Source organism: Streptomyces aureus, from assembly GCF_001418135.1.
GTDB lineage: Bacteria > Actinomycetota > Actinomycetes > Streptomycetales > Streptomycetaceae > Streptomyces > Streptomyces aureus_A.
Genome location: NZ_LIPQ01000328.1, coordinates 1 through 23,005, shown reverse-complemented (window position 1 = coordinate 23,005; position 23,005 = coordinate 1). Strand labels below are relative to the sequence as shown.

Genomic DNA, 23,005 nt, shown 5'->3' with positions numbered 1-23,005 from the left:
TGTGTATAAGAGACTGGCCCGGGACCCCCGGACCGCCGTCTCCCGCAGCACGAGGGCGATGCGCGGCTACGGCCGCGGCTCGCCGCCGTGCAGCAGACGCAGGAAGTCGCGGAAGGCGGCCGGCATGTCCACCGCCGCCGGGTCCAGGAGCCACTGGTACTGGAGTCCGTCCATCACCGCCGTCAGGAGCGGCGCCGCGCGCTCCGGGCTCAGCCCGCTCGGCAGCCGGTCGCCGAACTCCAGACGCAGCACCTGCGCCATGTTCGCCCGCACCAGTGCGTACCGCTCGGTGAAGAACTCCCGCGCCGGGTGCCCGTCCGTCACGCTCTCGCCGAGCAGCGCGGAGAAGGTCTGCACGATGCCGGGCCGCATCGCGTTGTACTCGACGAGCGATTCGAGCAGGTCGAGCCGCCAGCCCTCGCGGTCCCGGCCGCCGCTCGTGTCCCAGCGGTCGCGCTCCTCCAGGACGGCGACGAGCAGTGCCTCCTTCGTCGGGAAGTAGTGCAGGAGCCCCTGCTGGGTGAGACCGACGCGCTCGGCGACGGAGCCGAGGCTGGCGCCCCGGTAGCCGCGCTCGGCGATCACTTCGAGGGCCGCGCGCAGGATGTCCGCCCGCCGCTCCTCGCTCCTGGCCCGCACCATCGCCGTGGCCCCTCTCAGATCGTCGCTTCCGACAGGACCGTACCCCGTCCATGAAGTAACGAAGAGATAACATCACCTACCGATTTACAGGTAACTGGGTGCACGATGACGGCATCGGGGTCATCGGTACGTCAACGAGGAGGTACGGCCATGACGGAGACCAGCGCGGACACGGCACGGGCAACGGCGGACGCCGCACGGGAAGAGGCCGTCGAGGCGGCGCTCGCCAAGCTCGACCTGGACACCAGGACCCGGCTGCTCGGCGGCCAGGACATGTGGTCCCTGCCCGCCCTGCCGGAGATCGGACTGAAGTCCCTGGTCATGTCCGACGGCCCCATCGGTGTCCGCGGCGTCCGCTGGACCGCCGACGACCCGTCCGTCGCCCTGCCGTCCCCGACCGCGCTCGCCGCCGCCTGGGACCCCGCCCTCGCCCGCCGCGCCGGCCGCCTCCTCGCCCAGGAGGCCCGCCGCAAGGGCGTCCACGTCGTGCTCGCGCCCACGGTCAACCTGCATCGCACCCCGCTCGGCGGCCGCCACTTCGAGGCCTACAGCGAGGACCCCTTCCTCACCGGCGCCGTCGGCACCGGCTATGTCCGGGGCGTCCAGGACGGCGGCGTCGGCACCACCGTCAAGCACTTCGTCGCCAACGACGCCGAGACCGACCGCTTCACCGTGGACAACAGGATCGCCCCGCGCCCCCTCCGCGAGCTCTACCTCGCCCCCTTCGAGGCCATCGTCAGGAACGCCCACCCCTGGGGCATCATGACCGCCTACAACCAGGTCAACGGCGTGACCATGACCGAGCACCGGCACCTCGTGAACGAGGTCCTCCGCGGCGAGTGGGGCTTCGACGGCTGCAACGTCTCCGACTGGATGGCCGCCCGCTCCACCACCGCCGACATCGAGGGCGGCCTCGACGTCGCCATGCCCGGCCCGCGGACCGTCTACGGCGAGGCGCTCGCCGCCGCCGTCCGCGCCGGCGAGGTCGAGGAGTCCACGGTCGACGCGGCCGTACGCAACGTCCTGCGGCTGGCCGCCCGCGTCGGTGCCCTCGAAGGCGCCCCGCCGGTCGTCACCGAACCCCCGGCCGCCCTCGACGGCGACGCGCTCGCCCGCGAGATCGCCCGCCGAGGCTTCGTCCTCGTCCGCAACGAGAACGGCGCGCTGCCCCTCGCGGCCGGAACGACCGTCGCCCTCTCCGGCGCCGCCGCCCGCGACGCCCGCGTCCTCGGCGGCGGCTCCGCCCAGGTCTTCCCCGAGCACGTCGTCTCCCCGCTGGCCGGCCTCACCGCCGCCCTCGCGGCCGGCCCCGAAGGGGGCGCGCTCACCTTCACCGTCGGCGCCGACCCCAGCGACGAACTCACCCCCGCCGATCAGGGGTTCACCCTCCGCGCCCGCTGCCGCGACGCCTCCGGCGCCGTGCTCGGCGAGGGATCCCTGCCCAACGGCCAGGTCCAGTGGATCGGCGACGACCTCCCGGCCGGCGTCACCCACGAGGCCCTCGCCTCCGTCGAGGTCGTCGGCACCTTCACCCCGCGCGAGTCCGGCGAGCACTCCTTCGGCACCCGCGGCCTCGGCGCCTACACCCTCACCGTCGACGGCCGGACCGTCTACGAGGGCGTGCAGGCCATCGGCCCCGAGACCGATCCCTTCGAGGCCTTCTTCGGCTCCCCGGTCGAACGCGCCAAGGTCGCGCTCACCGCGGGCGAGACCGTCGAGGTGTCCCTGCTCCACACCCTCGACAAGGAGTTCGCGGCCCCGCTGCCGGCCGTCATGTTCTCCTTCGTCCACCTCGGTCCGCGGCGTGACCCCGACGAACTGATCGCCGAGGCCGTCGAGGCGGCCCGCGCCGCCGACACCGCCGTCGTGGTCGTCGCCACCACCGAACGCGTCGAGTCCGAGGGCTTCGACCGCAAGGACCTCGCCCTCCCCGGCCGCCAGGACGACCTCGTACGGGCCGTCGCCGCCGCCAACCCGAACACCGTCGTCGTGGTCAACGCCGGTTCCCCGGTCGAACTGCCCTGGCGCGAGGACGTGGCCGCGGTCCTGCTCGGCTGGTTCCCCGGCCAGGAGGGCGGCGCCGCCCTCGCCGACGTCCTCACCGGCGCCGAGGAGCCTGGCGGCCGCCTCCCCACCACCTGGCCCGCCGCCCTCGCCGACGTCCCCGTCACCGAGACCACCCCCACCGAGGGTGAACTCGACTACGCCGAGGGCGTGTTCATCGGGTACCGGGCCTGGGACAAGGCCGGCGCGGTCCCCGCGTACGCCTTCGGTCACGGCCTCGGCTACACGACCTGGTCGTACGACGCCCTGACGGCCGGCCCCGACACCGTGACCGTCCGGCTCACCAACACCGGCGACCGCGCGGGCCGCGAGGTCGTCCAGGTCTACCTGGCACCCGTCGACGACTCCGTGGAGCGCCCCGCCCGCTGGCTGGCCGGCTTCGCGAGCGTCGAGGCGGGCCCCGGCGAGACCGTCGAGACCCGGATCGAGCTGCCCCGCCGCGCCTTCGAGATCTGGGACGAGAAGAAGAACGACTGGATCCTCGTCGCCGGGACATACGAGGTCCTGGCGGCGCACTCCCTCACGGACGCCCGTCTGACCACCACGGTGGAGATCTGACGGCGGGGGCCCACACGACCGGCCCCGGGGCGGCACCTGACAACCGCCCCGGGGTCCTCACTCCTTCGTGATCCGCCGGTACGCCAGCTCCGCGAGCCGCGCCTGCCCGTCCCTGCTCGGATGGAAGAAGTCCCAGGGGCTCAACTGCCCGCTGTCGAAGCGGAACCCGAAGACCGCCCCGCCGTCGTACCGGCAGCGTTCGTCCTTCGCGCACACTTCCGACAGCACCCGGTTGTACGCCACCACCCGGTCCTGCACCTCGGCGCGTCGCCGCTCCGCCGCGGTGCCCAGGTCCTCGGCGTCCGACAGCATCGCGCCGCAGATCCCCAGCTTCCACACCTCCAGCCCCCTCGGGCTGACCCGACCCGTGGACCACAGGTGCATCAGGGACGGCACGCTCGCCACGTACACGTTCGCCTTCGGCGCGCCCTTCCACAGCCGGGCGAGCGCCGTCTCGAAGTGCGTCCGGAAGTCGGCGACCGGGGTCATCAGCGCCGGGGTGGCCCGGCAGGCGTCGTTCGCGCCCATCATCACCGTGACCAGCTCGGGCCGTTCGGCGGCCGCCACGGCCATCTGTTCCGGAAGCTCCGCCATCCGTGCGCCGGTCCGCGCCAGGTTCCAGCTGCGGGTGGCGACCTTCTCCGGGCCGAGCAGGCGCAGCGCGAGGCTGTTCACGGCGGTGTCCGTGCCCGTCGCCCAGGACGACTCGGGGCAGTCCGCGAGGATCGCGCAGGCGTCGAAGGCGCGGGTCACGGAGTCGCCGACGGCGGCGACGGAGGCGGGGGAGACGTCCCACGGCGAGGTCGGCTTCGGGGCCGGTTTCCGAGCCGCCTTCGGGGCCGCCTTCGGTGTGGCTCTCGGCTCCGGGGTCTTCGCCGCGGGCTCCCCGGCGGTGCAGCCGGACAGCGCTCCCGCGCACAGCAGCGCCGCCGTCGCGGTGGCGACAGCGGTACGGAATCTGCGTCGGCCGCGCATCCCCGGCCCCTCCTTCGGCGTCCTGGCGGGTGAAAGCTTCGTGTTCACCCGCCCCCGGACCGACCGTACGTCACACCGATGACGGTGCGGCACGGTAGCTTTTCCCCCGTCGAACCAGAGGCACCTTTGCCGACCGGCTCCGGTAAATTACATCACGTCACATGCTGTCCCTTTTTTGATGGTTTGTGACGTTTTGCTCCTGATGCTGTTTACTGAGGCCGCTGGGAAAGGCGAACCTCGTCCCACACTGGAGGTCCCGGTGACGACACGTGGAGTCCTGTACGTTCACTCCGCACCGCGCGCGCTGTGCCCGCACGTCGAATGGGCGGTCGCGGGTGTCCTCGGTGCGAGGGTCCAGCTCGACTGGATCCGCCAGCCGGCTTCCCCCGGCACCTGGAGAGCCGAGCTCTCCTGGCAGGGCCGCACCGGCACCGCCTCCGAACTCGCCTCCGCGCTGCGCGGCTGGCAGATGCTCCGCTTCGAGGTCACGGCGGAGCCCTGTCCCACCGCCGAGGGCGAGCGCTACAGCGCCACCCCCGACCTGGGCATCTTCCACGCCGTCACCGGCATGCACGGGGACATCCTGATCCCCGAGGACCGGCTGCGGGCGGCGCTCGCGCGCTCCGCGCAGGGCGAGACCCAACTGGAGGCCGAGATCGCCCGGCTCCTCGGCAAGCCCTGGGACGACGAACTGGAGCCCTTCCGGTACGCGGGCGAGGGAGCCCCCGTCCGCTGGTTGCATCAGGTCGTCTGACCGGCCGTCACCCGGCGAGCGGTGGATTCCGCCCGGTGCGCGGGGGGCGCGCCTGGGGGCGGGGGCACGGGTGCTGCGCCGGACGCGCCTGAACGCCCGGCAGCCGCGGGACACGGAGACGCGGGCATCGGAAGAGCGCCCGGGGCCCTGGGCGACGCCGTCGCGCAGGGGCGCCCGACGGGTCGTCGGCTCTCCATCGAAGCGGAACTCCTCGTCGCCCCCGGCGGCCGGCACATCGTCGCCAACCACCTCCTGATGCAGGCGGAACCGTCGGCCTTCGCGGTGCGGGTGCGCTGAGCCGCGAAAACGCGAAGGAGACCAACCCCCGGAAGGGAGCGGGCCTCCGTCCGCCGGACACGGCGAAGGCCCACCCCCCGGGTCGGGGGGTGGGCCTTCGCCATGTGTCGGACGCGGTGTCAGACCGTCCGGAACGCCAGCACCACGTTGTGGCCGCCGAAGCCGAACGAGTTGTTGATCGCGGCGATCGTGCCCTGCGGGAGTTCGCGGGGCTCGTCGCGGACGATGTCCGCGTCGACCGCCGGGTCCAGCTCGTCGACGTTGATCGTCGGCGGGGCCAGGCGGTGGTGGAGGGCCAGGACCGTCGCGACGGTCTCGATGCCGCCCGCGCCGCCGAGGAGGTGGCCGGTCATCGACTTCGTCGCGGAGATCGCGACGTGGTCCAGGTCGTCGCCCAGGACCTTCCGCAGCGCCTTGATCTCGGCGACGTCACCCTGCGGCGTCGACGTGGCGTGCGCGTTGAGGTGGACGACCTCGGACGGCTTGAGGTCCGTCGAGTCGAGCAGGTTCTGCATCGCGGCGGCGATGCCCCGGCCGGTCGGCTCGGGCTGCGCGATGTGGTGGCTGTCGGCCGACAGGCCCTGGCCGAGGACCTCGCAGTAGACGCGGGCGCCACGGGCCTTCGCGTGCTCCTCGGACTCCAGGATCACGACGCCCGCGCCCTCGCCGAGCACGAAGCCGTCACGGCCGGTGTCGTAGGGACGCGAGGCCTTCGTCGGCTCGTCGTTGCTCTTGGACATCGCCATCATGTTGGCGAAGGCGGCGATCGGCAGCGGGTGGATCGCTGCCTCGGTACCGCCGGCGACGACCACGTCGGCACGGCCGGTACGGATCATCTCGACGGCGTAGCCGATCGCCTCGGCACCCGACGCACACGCGGAGACCGGGGTGTGGACGCCCGCCCGGGCGTTCACCTCAAGGCCCACGTTCGCGGAGGGGCTGTTCGGCATGAGCATGGGCACGGTGTGCGGGGAGACGCGGCGGACGCCCTTCTCCTTCAGCACGTCGTACTGGTCGAGCAGAGTCGTTACGCCGCCGATGCCGGAGGCGATGACCGACCCGAGCCGCTCGGGCGCGACGGACGCGTCCTCGCCGGCGGGGGCGGTGTAGCCCGCGTCGGCCCAGGCCTCACGGGCCGCGATCAGCGCGAACTGCGCCGAGCGGTCCAGCTTGCGGGCGAGCGGGCGGGGCAGGACGTCACCGGGGTCGACGGCGGCTGTCGCGGCGATCTGCACGGGCAGTTCGGCGAAGCGCTCGCCCTCCAGGGGCCTGACGCCGGAGCGCCCCGCGAGAAGACCTTCCCAGGTCGACGCGGAGTCGCCACCCAGCGGTGTGGTTGCGCCGATACCGGTGACGACCACGGTGCGATTGGTCGAGCTCACAGGAATTCGTTCTCCATGTGTGTGATGGTCGGAATACGGCGCCACCGCCGGGTGGCGGACCGAGTCAGCGAGGGCCGAATCAGGCCTGGTTCTTCAGGATGTAGTCGGCAGCGTCGCCAACCGTCTTGAGGTTCTTGACGTCCTCGTCCGGGATCTTGACGTCGAAGCGCTCTTCGGCGGCGACGACGACCTCGACCATGGAGAGCGAGTCGACGTCCAGGTCGTCGGTGAAGGACTTGTCCAGCTGGACGTCCTCGACCGGGATGCCGGCGATCTCGTTGACGATCTCGGCGAGGCCTTCGACGATCTGGTCCTGGGTGGCGGCCATGGTGGCGCTCCTTCTTGTGATTACTTGTGAAAAGGCTTCCGGGAGAACCGGAGTGCCTAGGGGAGGGTAACGACCGTCGCGGCGAAGACGAGACCCGCCCCGAAGCCGATGATGAGCGCCGTGTCGCCGCTCTTCGCCTTGCCGGTCGCCAGGAGTCGTTCCATGGCGAGCGGAATCGAGGCCGCGGACGTGTTGCCGGTGGTCTCGACGTCACGGGCGACCGTGACGTGCTCCGGCAGCTTCAGCGTCTTCACCATCGAGTCGATGATCCGCATGTTCGCCTGGTGCGGGATGAAGACGTCCAGGTCGTCCGCCGAGATACCGGCGGCGTCCAGGGCCTGCTGGGCGACCTTCGCCATCTCGAAGACGGCCCAGCGGAAGACCGCCTGACCCTCCTGCGTGATGGCGGGGAACTTGATCTCGCCCTGCTCGTTGAGCGGCAGCTTCGAGACGTCACCCACGTGGAACTCGTTCCACGGCACGGTCTGCTTGATCGTCTCGGACTTGTCGCCCTCGGAACCCCAGACGGTGGGGCCGATGTGCGGCTCGTCCGAGGGGCCGACGACCACGGCACCGGCGCCGTCGCCGAACAGGAAGGCCGTCGCGCGGTCCTCCAGATCCGTCAGGTCGCTGAGCCGCTCGACACCGATGACGAGCACGTACTCCGCGGAACCCTCGACGATCATGCCCTTGGCGAGCGTCAGGCCGTAGCCGAAGCCCGCGCAGCCGGCGGAGATGTCGAACGCGGCCGGCTTGCCGGCGCCGATCTTGTCGGCGATCTCGGTGGCGACGGCCGGGGTCTGCTTGAAGTGCGAGACCGTGGAGACGATCACGGCGCCGATCTGCTCGGGGGTGATCCCGGCGTCGGCGATGGCCTTGCCCGAGGCCTCCACCGACATGGCGGCGACGGTCTCCTCGGGAGAGGCCCAGTGGCGGGTGGCGATACCGGAGCGCGAGCGGATCCACTCGTCGGACGAGTCGATCTTCTCGAGGATCACCTCGTTCGGCACGACCCGGGTGGGGCGGTAGCCGCCGACACCGAGGATCCGTGCGTACGGGGCGCCCTTGCTGGGCTTGATCTTCGACATGCTTCTCGACACTCCTTGTCAGACGGCCGCGTGCTCAGCGATGAGCGTACGGGCCGCGTCGAGGTCGTCGGGAGTCTTGAGGGCGACCGTGGACACGCCCGGCAGGGCTCGCTTGGCGATGCCGGTCAGGGTGCCGCCGGGGCACACCTCGATCAGCGCGGTCGCGCCGAGCGCCTGGAAGGTCTCCATGCACAGGTCCCAGCGGACCGGGTTCGCGACCTGGCCGACCAGGCGGGCCACGACCTCGGCGCCGTCGGTGACGACCTGCCCGTCCTTGTTCGAGACGTAGCGGGTGGTCGGGGCGGCCGGGGACAGCTCCTTCGCCGCCGCCTCCAGCTTCGCCACGGCCGGGGCCATGTGGTGCGTGTGGAAGGCACCGGCGACCTTGAGCGCGACGACCCGGCGGACACCCTCGGGCTTGTCCGCCTCCAGGGCGGCCAGCTGCTCCATGGTGCCGGCGGCCACGATCTGGCCCGCGCCGTTCACGTTGGCCGCGGTCAGGCCGAGCTTCTCCAGGTGCGGGACGGTGACCTCGGGGTCGCCGCCGAGCAGCGCGGACATGCCGGTCGCGGTGATCGCGGCGGCCTCGGCCATCGCGAGCCCGCGGGTCCGTACGAGACGCAGCGCGGCGGTGTCGTCGAGGACGCCCGCGAACGCGGCGGCGGTGAACTCGCCCACGCTGTGACCGGCGACGACGCCGGGGGCACCCGCCGCGGCGGCGGCAGACGTCTCGGTGCCGAGGGCGGCGGCGGACAGCAGGCCGGCGGCGACGAGGAGCGGCTGGGCCACGGCGGTGTCACGGATCTCGTCCGCGTCCGCCTTCGTGCCGTAGTGGGCGAGGTCGAGCCCGATGGCGTCCGACCAGGCCGCGATGCGGTCGGCGGCGCCGGGGAGTTCGAGCCAGGGAGTCAGGAAGCCGGGCGTCTGGGCGCCTTGGCCGGGAGCGACGAGTACGAGCACCCTCACACTCTCTCTTGGGGACGGCTTCGAGCGCCCGTGGGGACAGGGACGAAGAACCGTCGGGGGAATTGTTGGTGTTCGACAAAAGTCTAGGACTGCTGATCTCCGTCGGCCAAGCGTCCGAGAATGAGCGCGATCCGCAGTGTGAACGCGGAACGGACATCAGAGGGTGACCAGCCGGTGACGTCGGTCACACGTCGAAGCCGGTAGCGCACGGTGTTGGGGTGCACGAACAACATCCGGGCCGCGCCTTCCAGGCTGCTGGCCTGCTCCAGGTAGACACTGAGAGTTTCGAGCAGCGCCGAGCCCGCCTCTTCCAGCGGTCTGTAGATCTCCTCCACCAGCTGCTCGCGCGCCGAAGGGTCGGAGGCGATGGCGCGCTCCGGCAGGAGATCGTCCGCGAGCACGGGGCGGGGCGCGTCCTGCCAGGCCGAGCACGCCTTCAGGCCCGCCGCGGCGGCCTGCGCGGAGCGCGTGGCGGCCAGCAGGTCGGGGACGACGGGGCCCGCGACGACCGGGCCCGCCGCGTACGGGCCGATCAGGGCCTTCGCCACGGCCAGCGGATTGTCGTTGCCGCCGGCGATGACGACCAGACGGTTGCCGAGGACGCCGGTGAGGACCTGGAGCTTGGCGTGCCGGGCCGCGCGGCGGATCGCCTCCACGGTCAGCTCGCTGTCGCCGTCGGGGGCCGTGCCGAGGATCACGCACACATGGTCCGGGGAGTTCCAGCCGAGTGCCGCGGCGCGCGAGACCGCGCCCTCGTCGGCCTCGCCGGAGAGGACCGCGTTCACCACGAGCGATTCCAGGCGGGCGTCCCAGGCGCCCCGGGCCTCGGCGGCCTGCGCGTACACCTGGGCGGTAGCGAAGGCGATCTCCCGGGCGTAGACGAGGAGCGCCTCGCGGAGGATGGACTCGTCGCCGGGGGCGGCGACCTCCTCGATCGCCGTCTCCATGACCTCGATGGTGGTCCGCACCATCTCGACGGTCTGGCGCAGGGTGATCGCGCGGGTCAGCTCGCGGGGCGCGGTGCCGAAGACGTCCGTCGAGATGGCCTGCGGGGTCTCCGGGTGCCGGAACCACTCGGTGAACGCGGCGATACCGGCCTGCGCGACCAGGCCGATCCACGACCGGTTCTCGGGAGGCATCGCCCGGTACCACGGCAGCGTCTCGTCCATGCGGGCAATGGCGTTGGCGGCGAGCCGCCCGGAGGACTGTTCGAGGCGCTTCAGGGTCGCGGCGTGCGGGTGAGGGGCGTTCGTGGGTTCTGGCACGGGGACAAGACTGCCTTATCGGGACGGCAGTGTGCGGGGTCGGGGCGGGTTCGGCTCCGGCCGGGCCTGCGGCCCGACCAGCCGCGACCCCCGGGGGCCCCTGGCGACGGGACCCGGGTACGGTCCCGGGCGGCCGCACTACCGTAGGACCCGTGATACGCATCCAGCGCGCGGGGGAGCGGTACCCCGGGGGCGACCGGGCCGCCGGGATCGAGACCCGGCACGCCCTGTCCTTCGGGCCGCACTACGACCCCGACAACCTCCGCTTCGGCGCCCTGCTCGCCTGCAACGAGGAGCGGCTGGCGCCCGGCGCGGGCTTCGACGAGCATCCGCACAGTCACACCGAGATCGTCACCTGGGTCGTCGAGGGGGAGCTCACCCACCACGACACGGCCGGTCACACCACGGTCGTCCGCGCCGGCGACCTCCAGCGGCTGAGCTCCGCCGGGGGCGTCCGGCACGTCGAACGCAACGACGCCGGTGTACCGCTCGTCTTCGTGCAGATGTGGCTCGCACCGCTGTCGCCGGGCGGGGACCCCTCGTACGAGGTCGTGCGCGGGCTCGCGGAGCCGTACGACCTCCCGGCGGCGGACGCGCGGCTGCACGTCCGCCGCGCCGCGGCGGGCGAGAGGGTCGCCGTACCGGCCGCCGACTTCGTGTACGTCCACGTCGTACGGGGCACGGTCGGGCTCGACGAGGAGCTGCTGCACCCCGGCGACGCCGCCCGCGTCACCGACGCCCGGGGGCGCACCCTCGTCGCCACGACCGGTGCGGAGTTCCTGATCTGGGAGATGCGGGACTGGCGCAGGGCTCTCGGCTGAACGTGAGGGCGCCCGTCCTTCAGGCGAGAGCGCTCTTCTTCCTCCACTGCTCCCAGCTCAGGTTCCACGCCCCGTAGCCGTTGCCCTCGGCGACCGTGCCCTTGGTGTCCTTGCCGGTGATCTCGAAGGGGTCGCCGACGTTCACCGCGCCGTAGAAGGACGCGGCGTTCTCGTCGCTCATGCCGATACAGCCCGAGCTCTTGTTGGCGTTTCCGAAGTACGCCGCGTTCCACGGGGCCGCGTGCGCGTACATGCCCGACCAGGTCAGCCGCATCGAGTAGTCGACCATCTTGTCGTAGGCGTCCCCGAGCCCGACCGTCTCCGAGTTCATGTTGATGGTGCCCTCCTTCGCCATCAGCACGGCCGTGCCCCGCCAGGACCGCTTGTCGCCGCCCGGGGTGCCGCCGGAGACCGGGATCGTACGGACCGCGCTCCCCTCCTTGTTCAGGGTCAGCCGGTGTCGGTCCAGGTCGACCTTGACGATCTGCGCCGCCCCGATCGTGAAGCCGGTGCGGTAGTCCCGTACGAACCAACCGCCGCCCGAGTCGGTGCCGTTCAGATTCGCCTCCAGGGTGACCTTCGTACCGGGCTTCCAGTACGTACGGGGCCGCCAGTCCGCCCGGTCCCGGCCCGAGTAGTCCTTGACCCAGCCCCAGGAACCCTCGGTCGCGTTCGAGGTGGTCACCTTGAGCTGCTTCTCCACGTCCGCCTTCTTCGTCACCGGCAGGTCGAAGACGACCGAGACTGGGTGGGCGATGCCGACGGTGGTGTTCTTGCCGGGGGCGAGGGTCAGCTTGTTGACCTTGTCCGCCTCGGCCGTCTCGAAGGAGGACCGGGTGGTCGACTCCTTGCCGTCGGCCGTACGCGAGGTGACCTCCACCGTGTACGTGGTGCCCGGCGCCGCCTTGCGGTCCGAGACCCACCGGGTGCCGCCCGCGGCCGCGCGCCCCGCGAGTGAACCGCCCTCCGCGTCCACGACCTTCACCTCGGAGATCGTGCCGCCCGTCGCGGTCACCGTCACCGGGACGCCGGCCGCCGGGTCCACGACCGTCACTTTCGCCGGCGGGGCCTTCGACGCGTCGGCCGCGGGACCCCCGGTCCCCTCGGGACCGCTCGCCGCCTGAGCCGTACATGCCGTCAGGGAGACGGTCAGCGCGACTGCCGCGAGAACGGGACGGGGTGCGCGTATTCGCAGCACGGGAGACCTCCGCAGTGATGAGGAGCGAGTGGGATGTTTCGGACTGTAGGTCGCTCCCCGCGCCGCACGGGGGCCCGAGGCCCGTATGACAAGGGCTGCGGCAAAACGGTCATCGTCCGGTCACATACGACGCGCGACTCCGTCGAATTCGGCTGTGAGCCTGCTGTGCGCCCCACCACCGAGGGGCGGAACAAGGAGGCTCCCGTTGTGTCAGCCCTGCTCGTGACGGCCGCACCCACCGAGCGCCGCGCCCTGCGGCTCGGCCCCGTGACCCCCGAGGTCTACCGCGCCTTCCTCGCGTCCCGCTCCGGTGCGGACGGGCCCAGCTTCCTCCAAGTCCCGGCCTGGGCCCAGGTCAAGGACGGCTGGCAGCACCAACTGATCGGCTGGGGACCCGAGTCCGGTGGACTGACCGGCGTCGCCCTCGTCCTCCTGCGGCCCTTCCCCGGCACCCGCAAGTACTTCGCCTACCTGCCCGAAGGCCCGGTCGCCGACTGGGCCGACGCCGGCATCGACGGCTGGCTCGGCCCGCTCCTCGGCCATCTCCGCTCCTGCGGCGCCTTCGCCGTACGCATGGGCCCCGGCCCCGCCTACCGGCGGTGGAGCGCCGCCACCGTCAAGGCCGCCACCGGGCCCGGCCGCCGGCTCTCCGACGTCCTCGCCGACGAGGTCGACCCGCTGGGGACCGCCGTCGCCGAACGGCTCCGCGCCCGGGGCTGGCGCCGCTGCGGCGGGGAGTCGGAGGACGGCGCCGACGCCCAGCCCCGGCACGTCTTCCAGGTGCCGCTCACCGGGCGCACCCCCGACGACCTGTGGACCGGCCTCAACCAGGAATGGCGGCGCAACGTCCGCAAGGCCCGCAAGTCCGGAGTCGAGATCACCGTCGGATCCGCCGCCGACCTCCCCGAGTTCTACCGGCTGCTCCGCATCACCGAGGAGCGCGACGGCTTCCGGCTCGGCCGCTCCCTCGCGTACTACGAGCGCCAGTACGCCGTCCTCAACGCCGAGCACCCCGGCCGGATGAAGCTCTACCTGGCCCGCCACGAGGGCGAGATCCTCGCCGCCCACACGATGGTCACCGTCGGCGGACGCGTCTGGTACCAGACCGGCGCCTCCGCCGACCACCGCCGCGAGGTCCGGCCCTCCAACGCCCTGCAGTGGCGCATGATGCTCGACGCCCACGCCCTCGGCGCCGCCGTCTACGACCTGCGCGGGGTACCCTCCACCCTCGACCCGGGCGACCGTGCCCACGGGCTGCTCCGCTGGAAGCTCGGTACGGGCGGCCAGGTCGTCGAGACGCTGGGGGAGTGGGAGACACCGATGCAGGGCACGACCAACCACGCGCTGTTCCGCGCCTTCCAGGCGTATCTGGCCCGCCGATGACGGCCACCCTCACCGCCGAAAGGCCCGGCAGGGGCCGGGCGAAGGCCAAGCCGTCCGCGCTGCGCAGCGGCGCGCTCATGGCCGCAGGGTCGCTCGTCTCCCGGGCCACCGGCTTCGTCCGCGCCTCCGTCGTCGCCGCGGCGCTCGGCGCGGCCGCCGTCGCCGACGGCTACGCGGTCGGCAACACCGTCCCCACCATCATCTACACGCTCCTCCTCGGCGGCGCCCTCAACGCCGTCTTTGTCCCCGAGCTGGTCAAGGCCGCCAAGGAGCACGAGGACGGCGGAGTCGCCTACACCGACCGGCTGCTCACCCTCTGCGCGCTCGCCCTCGTCGCCCTCACGGCCGCCGCGGTGTTCGCCGCGCCCCTGATCGTCGACACGTACACCGACTACGTCGGCGAGCAGCGGGAGATGACCCTCGCCTTCGCGCGCGCGTGCCTGCCGCAGATCTTCTTCCTCGGCCTCTTCACCCTCCTCGGACAGGTCCTCAACGCGCGGGGCCGCTTCGGCGCCATGATGTGGACCCCCGTCCTCAACAACGTGGTCGTCGTCGCCGTCTTCGCCCTGTTCCTCGTGGTCGGCGACGGTGGCGCCCTCACCCCGGGGGAGACCGCCCTGCTGGGCTGGGGCACCACCGCCGGCATCGTGCTCCAGGCCCTCGCCCTCGTGCCCTCGCTGCGCGCCGCCCGCTTCCGCTGGCGGCCCCGCTTCGACTGGCGCGGCAGCGGCCTCGCCACACCGCTGCGCTCGGCCGGCTGGCTGGTCCTGCTCGTCCTCACCAACCAGGGCGCGTACTGGGTGACCACCCTGCTCGCCACCTCCGCGGGCGGCACCGTCAGCGGCGGTGGTCTCGCCGCGTACAACAACGCCTATCTGCTGTGGTCCGTCCCGCACGGCATCATCACGGTCTCCCTCGTCACCGCGCTGCTGCCCCGGATGAGCGCCGCGGCCGCCGACGGCGACCTCGCGGGGGTCCGCCGGGACGTCTCGTACGCCCTGCGGACCAGCCAGGCCGCCGTCGTCCCGGCGGCCTGCGCCCTCCTCGCGCTCGCCGTCCCGCTGATGACGGTCGTCTTCCGGTACGGGGCGACCAGCGGCGACGACATCCGCGCGATGTCCTGGATCCTGATCGCCTTCGCGCCCGGCCTCGTCGCCCTCTCCGGGCAGTACGTGTGCAACCGCGCCTTCTACGCGCTGCGGGACACCCGGACCCCGTTCCTGCTCAACCTGGTGATCGCCGGGCTCAACGCGGGGCTGTCGTTCGCCGCCCACCACTACCTGCCCACCCGGTGGGCCGTCGCCGGCATGGCCGCCGGGTACACCCTCGCGCTCTGGGCGGGCTGGGGCCTCACGGCGTACGTGCTGAGGAAGCGGCTCAAGGGGAGGGGCCCGAGCGGCACGAGCGCCCCGGCGTCCGGGACCGCGGGCGGTCCGGCCTCCGGCGGCTCCGTCTCCGCGCTCGCCCGGCTGCTGTTCGTCGCCGTGCCCGCCGCCGGTTACGGGCTCCTCATCACCGACCTCACCGGTCCCGCCGGGGCCGTACCCTCCGGGATCGCCGGCGCGCTGACCGTCCTCACCGTCTTCGCCGTCCTCGCCAAGCCCCTCCGGCTCACCGAGGTCCAGGCCCTCATCGGGGCCGGGAGCGGCCGGTTGCGCGGCCTCGCCCGCCGCACCTGATCCACCCCTCCGGCCGGAGGGGCCCTTCGACCTTGGATACTTCACAGATGCCCCGCGTGCTCCTGATAGAAGACGACCCCTCAGTCCGCGAAGGCGTCGAGCTCGGGCTCCGGCGCCGCGGGCACGAGGTGCGCACCGCCGCCACCGGGGAGGCCGGGCTCGACGCGCTCGCGGAGTTCCGGCCGGACCTGCTGCTGCTCGACCTCATGCTGCCCGGCATCAACGGCGTCCAGGTCTGCCGCCGGGTCCGCGAGAGCAGCCAGCTGCCGATCATCATGCTGACCGCCCGCGGGGACGACTTCGACGTCGTCATCGGCCTGGAGGCAGGCGCCGACGACTACATCGTCAAGCCCGCCCGCACCGAGGTCATCGAGGCGCGGATACGGGCAGTGCTGCGCCGCATCGAGGAGCCGGCCGGCGGCCGGGCCGCCGTCGAGTTCCACGGTGAGCTGGCCATCGACCGGGCCGGACTCACCGTCGCCAAGGCGGGCGAGCGGATCGCCCTCGCCCCTTCCGAGCTGAAGCTGCTGCTCCATCTCACGGCCGCGCCCGAGCAGGTCTTCAGTCGGCAGCAGCTCCTCGAACACGTCTGGGAGCACAGCTACCACGGGGACGCCCGGCTGGTCGACGCCTGTGTCCGCCGGCTGCGGAACAAGATCGAGGACACCCCGGGCGACCCCCGCTACATCCAGACCCTGCGCGGCTTCGGCTACCGCTTCGGTCCGCTGGGTCCCCTGTGAAGGCCTGCGTCACCCCGGACGAGGACACCGGGCACGAGGGGCGCGGCGGTCACGCCGGTCAGGACGGGCACGGGACGACCGGGCGCGCGTCCGGCCGCAGGGGCCGGAGCCCGCGGCTGAGGCCGCACCCCTTCGGACTCCGCACCCGGCTCGTCCTCGCCTTCCTGCTCGTCGCCGCCGTCGGCTGCGGCACCACCGCCGCACTCACCTACCGGGCCGCCCGCAACGCCATCCTGGAGCAGACCCAGGACACCGCCGTCTCCGCCTTCCGCGAGCAGATCGACGCCCTCGGCACCACCCTGCCCATCGAACCCGAGATGCTGCGGGACACGCTCATGATGGTGGCCCGCCAGGGCAAGCCCCGCGCCTGGCGCGTCTACGCCGAGTACGGCACCCTCCGCGTCTCCTCCACCGACCGGCCCACCTCCTCCGTCATCACGCCGGAGCTGCGGGCCCGCGCCGCCGACGACGAGGCCGTCCCGCACGGCAGTTTCCAGCGGGTGGTCAAGAACGGCACCCCCTACCTCACGATCGCCGTTCCCGCCGTCTTCCTCGCCCGCTCGGCCGAGGGCCCGCCACAGCGCACCGGGCTCGTGTTCTACGCCGTCATGGAACTCAGCGAGGAGGAGGCGAACATCGAGGCGATGGTCACGGCCGCCCGCGACGGCGCCCTGCCCGCGCTCGCGGTCGCCCTGATCCCCGCACTGATCGCCGCGCGCGGCGTGCTCCGGCCCGTGCGGGAGCTCCGCCACGCGGCCCACAGCATGGGCCGCGGCCGGCTCGACACCCGTATCCACGCCAAGGGCAGCGACGAACTCGCCGATCTCGCCCGGACGTTCAACGAGTCCGCCGCCGAGCTGGAACGTTCCGTCGCGGAACTCCGCAACGCCGAGGCCCGCGCCCGCCGCTTCGCCTCCGACGTCTCCCACGAACTCCGCACCCCGCTCGCCGGGATGCTCGCCGTCACGGAGGTCCTCGACGAGGACGCCGGGAGCCTCGACAGCGACACCGCCCGCGCCGTCCGCCTGATCAGCGCCGAAACCGGGAAGCTCGCCGTGCTCGTCGAAGACCTCATGGAGATCTCCCGCTTCGACGCCCGCGCCGCCGAACTGCACACCGACGAGGTCGACGCCGCCGACTGCGTCCGCAAGACCCTCCAGCAGCGGCACTGGACCGACCCGACACAGGTCGTCCCGTACCTCACGGAGGGGATCAGGGCCCGGCTCGACCCGCGCCGTTTCGACGTCGTCGTCGCCAACCTCGTCGGGAACGCGCTGCGGCACGGCGAGGCGCCGGTGACGGTCCGGCTGTGGGCGGAGGGGGACCAGCTGGTGACGGAGGTCGCCGACCGGGGTCCCGGCATCCACCCGGACGTCCTGCCGCACGTCTTCGACCGCTTCTACAAGGCGGACCAGGCCCGTACCCGCTCGGCGGGCAGCGGCCTCGGTCTCGCGATCACCCTGGAGAACGTACGGCTCCACGGAGGCACGGTCACGGCCGCCGACGACCCCGAAGGCGGGGCGGTCTTCACGGTACGGATGCCGCTGTGAACAGCCGGGCGGCCACCACCGGACACCGCCGCCGGGCGGGGGGAGCCGCGAAGCCCCGCAGAGCGGCCGCCGTCGCCCTGCTCGCCCTGCTGACGCCGCCCGCGCTGGCGGGCTGCGGCATACAGAAGAGCGACGTCGTCGAGGCGGGCGGGGCGGCGACGCTCCACGTCGGGCCACCGGTGCCCGAGGAACGGCTCGTGCTCTACTTCGTGGGCCCCGACGGCCGGTCGATGCCGGTGATCCGCGACCTCGGCCGGCCCTTCCCGGACCACACCTCCCCGTCGGGCGGCTCGGGAGAGCACGTCCCGACCGACGTGTTCGGTCCGGGATACGAGATATCCCGCGACGACCTGAACCGCGGCGGGATCGTCACCGACAAGATCCTCGCCATGCTCATGGCCGGCCCCAGGGCGAACGAGACGGCGGCGGGCATCACCTCCGCCCTGCCCAGGGCGGAGGGGGATACGCCGACCATGCTGCAGGCCTCGAAGGGGAACGCCTCGACGGGGAACCCGGCGCGTCGTCTCGTCTGGGTCCGGACGCCCTTCCCCGTCAAGAAGCTCTCGGACGCGGGCGTCCGCCAGTTGGTCTGCACGACCGCCTACGCGGAGCACCCGGCCGGCCTGGTCGACGTGTCGCTCAGCGGCCCGGACGGAATCCTGCCCACCGCCCGCTGCGACGGGTAGGGCACCTGTCCACACGGATCGGCGACGTCCGACGCCTCTCCGGCGGAGGCCTCAGGCGGTCCGCAGGTCGGTGAGGACCGCGTCGGTGAACGGCGGCCAGGCCTCGACCGCCCACGCCCCGAAGGGGCGGTCGGTCAGCGCGACGCACGCGGCGCGCGCGTCCGGGTCGATCCACAGGAACGTGCCGGACTGCCCGAAGTGCCCGAAGGCGCGCGGCGAGGACGTGGCGCCCGTCCAGTGCGGGGCCTTGCCGTCGCGGATCTCGAAACCGAGGCCCCAGTCGTTGGGCCGCTGGTGCCCGTAGCCGGGCAGGATGCCCGTCAGGCCGGGGTACGCGACGCTCATCGCGTCCAGGACGGTGCGCGGGTCGAGCAGCCGCGGCGCCTGCACCTCGGCGGCGAACCGCACCAGGTCGTCGACGGTCGACACGGCGTCCTTGGCGGGCGAGCCCTCCAGCGTCGTCGACGTCATGCCGAGCGGCTCCAGGACCGCCTGGTGCAGGTACTCGGCGAAGGGGATGTCGGTCGCCTCGGCGAGGTGGTCGCCGAGGGCCTCGAAACCGGCGTTGGAGTAGATCCGGCGGGTGCCCGGCGCGGCCATGACCCGGTTCTCGTCGAACGCGAGCCCCGAGGTGTGGGCGAGGAGATGGCGTACGGTCGCGCCCTCGGGCCCGGCCGGCTCGTCGAGGTCGATCGCCCCCTCCTCGTACGCGACGAGGACGGCGTACGCCGCGAGCGGCTTGGTGACGGAGGCGAGCGGGAAGCGCTGCCCGGTGGGGCCGTACGACCCGGCCAGAGTGCCGTCCGCGCGGACCACGGCGGCCGCCGCGGTGGGGACGGGCCAGTTCTCGATCGACGCCAGGCTCGGCACGCTGCTCTGCATGGGGCCGAGCCTACTTGCTTGGAGTGCACTCCAACGTTTTAGCGTGGGGGTCATGAGCGTGATGGCGAGCACGAGCACGAGCACGAGTGCAGGCACGAGCACGAGCACAGACACGAGCGGCAGCCGGATCCCCCGGGCGTACTACACGATCAGCGAGGTCGCGGCCCTGACCGGGCTCACGGCCCACACCCTGCGCTGGTACGAGCGGATCGGGCTCATGTCGCACGTGGACCGCTCGCACACCGGCCAGCGCCGGTTCACCGAGCGGGACCTGGGCTGGCTCGCCTTCGTCGGCAAGCTGCGGCTGACCGGGATGCCGGTCGCCGACATGGTCCGGTACGCCGAGCTCGTCCGCGAGGGGGACCACACCCGCGACGAACGGCGGGAGCTCCTGGAGACCACCCGGCGTGACGTGCTCTCCCGGATCACCGAACTCCAGGACACGCTCGCCGTGCTCGACATCAAGATCAGTCATTACGGGACCGCATGCGGAGGCACAGTTTCATGACCGACGTGACCAGGATCGACACCGTACGGCTCGGCGGCCAGGACGGACCCGAGATCGGCGTCCAGGGCTTCGGCGCCATGGGCATCAGCGAGTTCTACGGCGACACCGACGAGGCCGCCGCCCGCGACACCCTCGACGCGGCCCTGGAGGCCGGCGTCACCCTGATCGACACCGCCGACGCCTACGGCAGCGGCGCCAACGAGCGCTTCCTCGCCCCGTTCCTCGCCGCCCACCGCGACGAGGTCACCCTCGCCACCAAGTTCGCCCTGGAGCGGCGCGCCGACGACCCCGCCTACCGGGGGATCCGCAACGACCCCGCGTACATCAGGACCGCCGTCGAGGGCAGCCTGAGCCGCCTCGGCATCGAGACCGTCGACCTCTACTACATGCACCGCCGCGACCCGGCGGTCCCGCTCGCCGAGTCCGTCGGCGCGATGGCCGAACTCGTCCGGGAGGGCAAGGTCAAGTACCTCGGCCTCAGCGAGGTCACCGGGCCCGAACTGCGCGAGGCCCACGCCGTCCACCCGATCGCCGCCCTCCAGTCGGAGTGGTCGCTCTTCTCCCGGGACGTGGAGCGCAGCGCCGTCGGCGCCGCCGCCGAACTCGGCGTCACCGTCGTGCCGTACTCGCCGCTCGGCCGCGGCTTCCTCACCGGATCCTTCGCCGACGCCGCCAAGGACCTGACGGGCGGCGACTTCCGCCGGCACCAGCCCCGGTTCACCGGCGAGAACGCCGAGCGGAACGCCGCCCTGCTCGACCCCGTCCGCAAGATCGCCGCCGCGCACGGCGCGACCCCCGCGCAGATCGCCCTCGCCTGGGTCCAGCAGCGGGCCTCCGTGCACGGTCTGACGGTCGTCCCGATCCCCGGCACCCGCAAGCGCTCCCGCCTGGAGGAGAACGCCGCCGCCACCCGGATCACCCTCACCGGGCCCGAACTCGCCGAACTCGAGCCGATCGCGGGCCTGGTGGCGGGCGACCGCTACCCGGACATGCGCTTCACGGCGGTGTCGCGCGAGGTCTGAGCGGCTCCGCGTCACGCGAGCCCCAGGGCGAAGACCGCGAATCCCGCCGCGAGCAGCCCCGCCAGGGTGCGCCGGCCCGCGCCGGTCCCGGCCCACGGCGACTCGAACCCGCGCGCGTACCGCCCGATCAGGACGAGCAGTCCGGCGAAGACCGGCATCCACGCCAGCCGGGCCAGGATCCAGCCGGCCGAGTCCGGCGCGCCGACCAGACCCGGGACCTCCCCGAGGGAGGAGGCGGGGATCGCCGCGGTGAGCATGGCCGTCTGGTGCCAGCACAGGATGGTCATCGCCGAGAGGTTGACGACCACGACCGGCGCCCACAGCGCGGGTCGCTTCAGGAGCCTGCCGAGCCGGTCCCTGAGCAGGATCGCGGCGCCGCTCTGCGTGGCGGCCAGGGCGAGGACCAGCAGCGACGGCGGGTGGGAGTTGGTGCGGGCCTCGCCGGGGACGCCGACCATCGAGGCCGGGTAGCCGAAGGCGAGCAGCAGGGCGGCGAAGAGCGCGGCCCCGCCGATCAGCAGCCCCAGGGCGTGCCGCCTGGTCACCCGGCCCTCGCCCCAGGAGACGCCGAGCTGATAGGCGAAGAGCCAGCCGGGCAGGATGTTGAGGAGGCTGAGCCAGGGCGGTACGGCGTCGGCGTACGGGCCGTACCGCAGGAAGTCGACGACGGCCACCGAGCCGAGCAGCGGGGCCGCGGCCCACACCCCGAGACGGCGGGCCGCCCGGACACACAGCGGGGTGAGCGCGGTGACCACCGTGTACACCCCGACGAACCACAGCGGCTGGATCACCAGCGTGGACGCGGTCCGCAGGGTGTCCACGGGCACGTCGAACCCGAAGTGCAGCACGGGCAGCAGCGCCGCCCAGACGGCGGTGACACCGAGGACCGGGCGGCCGAGCCGCGCGAGCCGGCCACCGAGCCACGCGCGCGTGGTGCCCTTCCTCCGCCGGTACGAGAGGACGGAGGCGTAGCCGCCGACCAGGAAGAAGATCCCCAGCATCTGGAGGACCCAGCTGACCGGCGCGAGCCCCGCGAAGGTACCCAGCGGGCTGGCGTTGTGGATGGCCCCGTCGGAGGAGAGCGTGAAGCCGCCGAGCAGCCAGTGCCCGGTGGGCACGGCCAGCAGGGCCAGGGCGCGCAGCCCGTCGATCGCCCGGTCGCGGTGGGCGGGGGTGCCCGACTCGATCTTCCGGGTCGTGCGGCGGGCCATGGTCGCGAGGGCGCTCATCGGACGTCTCCCTCGGTGCGGGCGCCGGCGGCGGTGCGGACGTCGTCGGCGGTGAAGACGGAGCCGTCGGTGGTGCGGGCGCCGTCGGTGGTGCGGACGTCGTCGGCGGTGCGGACGGAGCCGTCGGCGATCGCGGCGAAGGTGCGGAGGGAGGAGGTGCCCGGCGCGAAGTAGCCGGCGTGGCCGGCCGCGTCGTCGGCCGCGATCCGGCGGGCCCCGAACGCCGGGTCGGCGGGGTCCGCGCCGTGCCCCAGATCCCCGACCTCCACGTGCGGGATCCGGTCGATCCAGTCGGTGGGATCCTTCGCGGCCCAGACGCGGGCGGAGGTGCCGAGCTCGTTCACGTTCCCGGCGCGCATCCCGGGGGAGCCGAAGACCACCAGGTCCCTGGCCTTCAGATCGCCGGCGGCGAGGCCGCAGACCACGGAGCCGTAGCTGTGGCAGAACAGGGACGGCTCGGGCGCCCCGACGGCCGCGAGACCGTCCACGAAACGGGTGAGCCGGTCCGCCCCTGCCTCGGCGAGCCGCCCGGTGGCCGCGTNNCGGTCGCCTTCCGCAGCGAGGTCGCCATGTCGGTGAGCGGCCGCACGTGGTCCGCGTCGATGTCCGAGCCGGGCACGATCACCGCGATGTGCTCGGCCCGCGCCAGATCCCCGTACACCAGGGCCACCTGGCCCCGGCCGCGCGTGTCGTGGGCGAGGACCCGTGCCCCGCCGAACGCCCCTCGCGTGGTACGGGCGTTGGCCTCGTACCGCAGCTCCGGCGGCGCCCCGTCGAGGTTCCCGACGACCGTCGGGTGCGTCCGGGCGAGCTCCCGCTGCCGTACGGGGCTCAGGCCGGCGAAGAACCGCGCCACCCCGGCCGGGTCCATCCGCTCCGGGTCCGGCAGCCCGGCGGCCCGCCACTCCGCCGTCCCGACCGGCGCCCCGGTGACCGCCTCCTGACTGTCACCGGACGCCCAGCCGGCCGTCCCGCCGATCACGGCGGC

The 23,005-nt window shown here is 72.9% G+C and carries 20 protein-coding genes and 2 pseudogenes; 10 read left to right on the top strand and 12 right to left on the bottom strand.

Annotated elements, in window-relative coordinates; all coding sequences use genetic code 11:
* Window positions 1–66: 66 nt before the first annotated feature.
* Window positions 67–642: a TetR/AcrR family transcriptional regulator gene (locus tag AOK00_RS25585; RefSeq protein ID WP_055602617.1), complete on the bottom strand. Its 576-nt coding sequence runs from the start codon at window positions 640–642 to the stop codon at window positions 67–69.
* A 150-nt stretch (window positions 643–792) separates the two neighbouring features.
* Between AOK00_RS25585 and AOK00_RS25580 the strand changes: the two genes are divergently transcribed.
* A complete protein-coding gene (locus tag AOK00_RS25580) occupies window positions 793–3,264 on the top strand; it encodes a beta-glucosidase (RefSeq protein ID WP_055602616.1) in 2,472 nt (823 codons plus the stop codon).
* 57 nt (window positions 3,265–3,321) lie between these two features.
* Here the strand turns inward: AOK00_RS25580 and AOK00_RS25575 are convergent, their stop codons facing one another.
* The gene (locus AOK00_RS25575; protein ID WP_055602615.1) at window positions 3,322–4,239 is read right to left on the bottom strand and encodes an SGNH/GDSL hydrolase family protein; all 918 of its coding nucleotides are present in this window, start codon (window positions 4,237–4,239) and stop codon (window positions 3,322–3,324) included.
* A 259-nt stretch (window positions 4,240–4,498) separates the two neighbouring features.
* Here AOK00_RS25575 and AOK00_RS25570 point away from each other — a divergent pair, with 259 nt between their 5' ends.
* Window positions 4,499–4,993: a DUF3145 domain-containing protein gene (locus AOK00_RS25570; protein ID WP_055602614.1), complete on the top strand. Its 495-nt coding sequence runs from the start codon at window positions 4,499–4,501 to the stop codon at window positions 4,991–4,993.
* A gap of 416 nt (window positions 4,994–5,409) precedes the next feature.
* Here the strand turns inward: AOK00_RS25570 and fabF are convergent, their stop codons facing one another.
* From fabF to AOK00_RS25545, 5 genes are all read right to left on the bottom strand, one after another.
* On the bottom strand, window positions 5,410–6,672 hold the full coding sequence (gene fabF, locus AOK00_RS25565) for a beta-ketoacyl-ACP synthase II (RefSeq protein WP_055602613.1): 1,263 nt from the start codon (window positions 6,670–6,672) through the stop codon (window positions 5,410–5,412).
* 79 nt (window positions 6,673–6,751) lie between these two features.
* On the bottom strand, window positions 6,752–7,000 hold the full coding sequence (locus AOK00_RS25560; RefSeq protein WP_030321861.1) for an acyl carrier protein: 249 nt from the start codon (window positions 6,998–7,000) through the stop codon (window positions 6,752–6,754).
* Between the two features lie 56 nt (window positions 7,001–7,056).
* Complete coding sequence (locus tag AOK00_RS25555; RefSeq protein ID WP_055602612.1) at window positions 7,057–8,088, bottom strand: ketoacyl-ACP synthase III; 1,032 nt, start codon at window positions 8,086–8,088, stop codon at window positions 7,057–7,059.
* An 18-nt stretch (window positions 8,089–8,106) separates the two neighbouring features.
* Complete coding sequence (locus tag AOK00_RS25550) at window positions 8,107–9,048, bottom strand: ACP S-malonyltransferase (protein WP_055602611.1); 942 nt, start codon at window positions 9,046–9,048, stop codon at window positions 8,107–8,109.
* Between the two features lie 89 nt (window positions 9,049–9,137).
* On the bottom strand, window positions 9,138–10,319 hold the full coding sequence (locus tag AOK00_RS25545; RefSeq protein WP_030321855.1) for a PucR family transcriptional regulator: 1,182 nt from the start codon (window positions 10,317–10,319) through the stop codon (window positions 9,138–9,140).
* A 152-nt stretch (window positions 10,320–10,471) separates the two neighbouring features.
* On the opposite strand from AOK00_RS25545, the gene AOK00_RS25540 reads away from it, so the two are divergent.
* Window positions 10,472–11,140 carry a pirin family protein gene (locus AOK00_RS25540; protein WP_055602610.1) on the top strand — a complete coding sequence of 223 codons (669 nt, stop codon included), beginning with the start codon at window positions 10,472–10,474 and terminating at the stop codon, window positions 11,138–11,140.
* Between the two features lie 19 nt (window positions 11,141–11,159).
* On the opposite strand, the gene AOK00_RS25535 is transcribed toward AOK00_RS25540, so the two are convergent.
* Window positions 11,160–12,338 (bottom strand): L,D-transpeptidase, encoded by a 1,179-nt coding sequence (locus tag AOK00_RS25535; protein WP_055602609.1) that lies wholly within the window; start codon window positions 12,336–12,338, stop codon window positions 11,160–11,162.
* A gap of 207 nt (window positions 12,339–12,545) precedes the next feature.
* Between AOK00_RS25535 and AOK00_RS25530 the strand changes: the two genes are divergently transcribed.
* Genes AOK00_RS25530 through AOK00_RS25510 form a run of 5 tightly spaced genes read left to right on the top strand, consistent with a single transcriptional unit; the run spans window position 12,546 to window position 18,376 of the window.
* A complete protein-coding gene (locus AOK00_RS25530; protein WP_055602608.1) occupies window positions 12,546–13,721 on the top strand; it encodes a lipid II:glycine glycyltransferase FemX in 1,176 nt (391 codons plus the stop codon).
* Window positions 13,718–15,400, top strand: a complete 1,683-nt coding sequence (gene murJ / locus AOK00_RS25525; RefSeq protein WP_055602607.1) for a murein biosynthesis integral membrane protein MurJ — start codon at window positions 13,718–13,720, stop codon at window positions 15,398–15,400. The genes AOK00_RS25530 and murJ overlap by 4 nt, the downstream gene beginning before the upstream one ends.
* 47 nt (window positions 15,401–15,447) lie before the next feature.
* Window positions 15,448–16,140, top strand: a complete 693-nt coding sequence (locus AOK00_RS25520; protein ID WP_055602606.1) for a response regulator transcription factor — start codon at window positions 15,448–15,450, stop codon at window positions 16,138–16,140.
* Window positions 16,137–17,690, top strand: a complete 1,554-nt coding sequence (locus AOK00_RS25515; RefSeq protein ID WP_055602605.1) for a sensor histidine kinase — start codon at window positions 16,137–16,139, stop codon at window positions 17,688–17,690. The genes AOK00_RS25520 and AOK00_RS25515 overlap by 4 nt, the downstream gene beginning before the upstream one ends.
* Window positions 17,687–18,376: a hypothetical protein gene (locus AOK00_RS25510; RefSeq protein WP_055602604.1), complete on the top strand. Its 690-nt coding sequence runs from the start codon at window positions 17,687–17,689 to the stop codon at window positions 18,374–18,376. The genes AOK00_RS25515 and AOK00_RS25510 overlap by 4 nt, the downstream gene beginning before the upstream one ends.
* Before the next feature lie 51 nt (window positions 18,377–18,427).
* Here the strand turns inward: AOK00_RS25510 and AOK00_RS25505 are convergent, their stop codons facing one another.
* Window positions 18,428–19,258, bottom strand: coding sequence for a serine hydrolase domain-containing protein (locus AOK00_RS25505; protein WP_055602603.1), 831 nt, complete (start codon window positions 19,256–19,258; stop codon window positions 18,428–18,430).
* Window positions 19,259–19,310: 52 nt separating this feature from the next.
* On the opposite strand from AOK00_RS25505, the gene AOK00_RS25500 reads away from it, so the two are divergent.
* Complete coding sequence (locus AOK00_RS25500; protein ID WP_055602602.1) at window positions 19,311–19,766, top strand: MerR family transcriptional regulator; 456 nt, start codon at window positions 19,311–19,313, stop codon at window positions 19,764–19,766.
* Window positions 19,763–20,788 (top strand): aldo/keto reductase, encoded by a 1,026-nt coding sequence (locus AOK00_RS25495; RefSeq protein WP_055602601.1) that lies wholly within the window; start codon window positions 19,763–19,765, stop codon window positions 20,786–20,788. The genes AOK00_RS25500 and AOK00_RS25495 overlap by 4 nt, the downstream gene beginning before the upstream one ends.
* An 11-nt stretch (window positions 20,789–20,799) precedes the next feature.
* Here the strand turns inward: AOK00_RS25495 and AOK00_RS25490 are convergent, their stop codons facing one another.
* The 3 genes and pseudogenes from AOK00_RS25490 to AOK00_RS40620 all read right to left on the bottom strand — a co-directional run.
* Complete coding sequence (locus AOK00_RS25490) at window positions 20,800–22,017, bottom strand: acyltransferase family protein (protein WP_055602600.1); 1,218 nt, start codon at window positions 22,015–22,017, stop codon at window positions 20,800–20,802.
* Window positions 22,014–22,558 (bottom strand): annotated as a pseudogene (locus tag AOK00_RS40625) (alpha/beta hydrolase); the annotation flags it as partial. The pseudogene AOK00_RS40625 and the gene AOK00_RS25490, both read right to left, overlap by 4 nt.
* Before the next feature lie 2 nt (window positions 22,559–22,560).
* Window positions 22,561–22,996: pseudogene (locus tag AOK00_RS40620) on the bottom strand (alpha/beta hydrolase); the annotation flags it as partial.
* Between the last annotated feature and the right edge of the window lie 9 nt (window positions 22,997–23,005).

Excerpts from the sequence above, each read along its gene's own strand:
- AOK00_RS25585 (WP_055602617.1), bottom strand. The coding sequence starts at position 642 with ATGGTGCGGGCCAGGAGCGAGGAGCGGCGGGCGGACATCCTGCGCGCG.
- AOK00_RS25580 (WP_055602616.1), top strand. The coding sequence starts at position 793 with ATGACGGAGACCAGCGCGGACACGGCACGGGCAACGGCGGACGCCGCA.
- AOK00_RS25575 (WP_055602615.1), bottom strand. The coding sequence starts at position 4,239 with ATGCGCGGCCGACGCAGATTCCGTACCGCTGTCGCCACCGCGACGGCG.
- AOK00_RS25560 (WP_030321861.1), bottom strand. The coding sequence starts at position 7,000 with ATGGCCGCCACCCAGGACCAGATCGTCGAAGGCCTCGCCGAGATCGTC.
- AOK00_RS25555 (WP_055602612.1), bottom strand. The coding sequence starts at position 8,088 with ATGTCGAAGATCAAGCCCAGCAAGGGCGCCCCGTACGCACGGATCCTC.
- murJ (WP_055602607.1), top strand. The coding sequence starts at position 13,718 with ATGACGGCCACCCTCACCGCCGAAAGGCCCGGCAGGGGCCGGGCGAAG.
- AOK00_RS25520 (WP_055602606.1), top strand. The coding sequence starts at position 15,448 with ATGCCCCGCGTGCTCCTGATAGAAGACGACCCCTCAGTCCGCGAAGGC.
- AOK00_RS25505 (WP_055602603.1), bottom strand. The coding sequence starts at position 19,258 with ATGCAGAGCAGCGTGCCGAGCCTGGCGTCGATCGAGAACTGGCCCGTC.
- AOK00_RS25500 (WP_055602602.1), top strand. The coding sequence starts at position 19,311 with ATGAGCGTGATGGCGAGCACGAGCACGAGCACGAGTGCAGGCACGAGC.
- AOK00_RS25495 (WP_055602601.1), top strand. The coding sequence starts at position 19,763 with ATGACCGACGTGACCAGGATCGACACCGTACGGCTCGGCGGCCAGGAC.
- AOK00_RS25490 (WP_055602600.1), bottom strand. The coding sequence starts at position 22,017 with ATGAGCGCCCTCGCGACCATGGCCCGCCGCACGACCCGGAAGATCGAG.